The organism is Agrilactobacillus composti DSM 18527 = JCM 14202, from assembly GCF_001436375.1.
GTDB classification, from domain to species: domain Bacteria; phylum Bacillota; class Bacilli; order Lactobacillales; family Lactobacillaceae; genus Agrilactobacillus; species Agrilactobacillus composti.
This window is the reverse complement of sequence record NZ_AZGA01000017.1, coordinates 1-1,414: the sequence shown is the minus strand read 5'-3', so window position 1 is coordinate 1,414 and position 1,414 is coordinate 1. Positions and strand designations below refer to the sequence as shown.

Annotated in this window: 3 protein-coding genes; all 3 read right to left on the bottom strand. The window is 37.6% G+C overall.

Annotated elements, in window-relative coordinates; translation table 11 throughout:
• The coding region (locus FC83_RS04955) for a hypothetical protein (protein WP_156405564.1) at positions 1-362 on the bottom strand (362 nt) is incomplete at its 3' end.
• Between the two features lie 138 nt (positions 363-500).
• Positions 501-1,184 carry a hypothetical protein gene (locus tag FC83_RS04950; protein WP_035451840.1) on the bottom strand — a complete coding sequence of 228 codons (684 nt, stop codon included), beginning with the start codon at positions 1,182-1,184 and terminating at the stop codon, positions 501-503.
• Between the two features lie 28 nt (positions 1,185-1,212).
• The coding region (locus tag FC83_RS17180; RefSeq protein WP_162260642.1) for a hypothetical protein at positions 1,213-1,414 on the bottom strand (202 nt) is incomplete at its 5' end.

The following is a 1,414-nucleotide window of genomic DNA, read 5'->3' as shown; positions in this document are numbered from 1 at the left end:
TTAGCAGGAATTACAATGGCTTGATAGTCTGTTAGAAACATATCTGGGCCAACTTCATATATTTCTCTGGCAAATCTGTACCAGGGATCTGCTTCACCGCCACCCCAACTACCGGTGTAAAGCTTTGACAATTTCCATGTAGATAAACCAGGAACGTAAGAATCAGCAATAGGATTGCTATTGAAAAAACCCACACCTTTAGAAAGGAAATCCCTGTAGTTTGGGTCATTTAAGGTTAAAAATGATGAATCTCGTACAGGAATCACAACTTCATCATCAGCCAATGCAGGTTTTGCTGGAATCAATGCGAATAACAATGCTGAAGTAACCAGTAAGATAAAGCCTAAAATTTTCTTCCTCATAATTAAATTCCTCCATAATTTAAAATATTGATTTTTGGCGCTAATGTTTCATCAAGATTAACTTGTACAAGTATTTGACAGGTTGGTGATTACTAAAATGGCACCGAATCATTATTTATAGCACATTTTATTCAAGACTTAATATTCTGGAGCATTACCATACAGGTTATTTCTATCAATTAAATTATTCTCCAAATAGAATGCAGGAATCCATTGATTTGCACCTATGTCGAACCATAATCCTGATTTATAAGAAAAATAAACCTGATTAACTGTAAACTTATCGCCAGAAGCAACTGTTTGAACGGGAGTTAGGTAATCTGGTGATTGCCACAAGGTAACTGGGCCATTATTTTTTACCGTGCAAATAAAGTTACTGACCCAAGAAATCTCAAATTGGCCATCTTTAATGGCATCAGTACCAAGATAACTTCCAACTCCAACATTTGTAACTTTATCTACAGGTATTCTGAGTGCCTGTTTGTTGGTGAGCAACAAATTTGGCCCAACTTCATAGATCTCTTGTGCCCATCTGTACCATGGATCAGCTTCGCCACCTCTAGACCAAGAACCCAGAAATAAATTGGATAATTTCCAAACGGATAGTCCAGGAACATAAGAGCTAGTGACATCACTGTTAAAGTAAGATAGTTTTCCCGCTAATAACTGCTGATAATCGTTGTCATTCAACGTCAAAAATGACGAATCGCGGATGGGAAATGCAACTTCATCATCCGCAGCGGAAACGGACTTTGCTGGAATCACAGTCAACAACAATGCCGAAGCAACCAGCAAGATAAAGCCTAAAATTTTTTTCCTCATAATTAAATTCCTCCATAGTTTAAAAATGTCAGTTGTTTGGCACTAGGGTATTATCAAGATAATAAGCTGGAATCCACTGATTAGCGCCAATGTCAAACCAAAGACCTGAATCATAAGAGAAATAGACTTGATTAATGGTAAAAGAATCTCCAGGATTAACTTGCTGTACAGGGATTTGATAGGCCGGTGATTGCCAAAGGGTCACGGGACCGTTATTTTTTACAGTAACA

What these genes read in the sequence shown, in the direction of transcription:
- FC83_RS04950 (WP_035451840.1), bottom strand. Translation starts at nt 1,184, where the DNA reads ATGAGGAAAAAAATTTTAGGCTTTATCTTGCTGGTTGCTTCGGCATTG.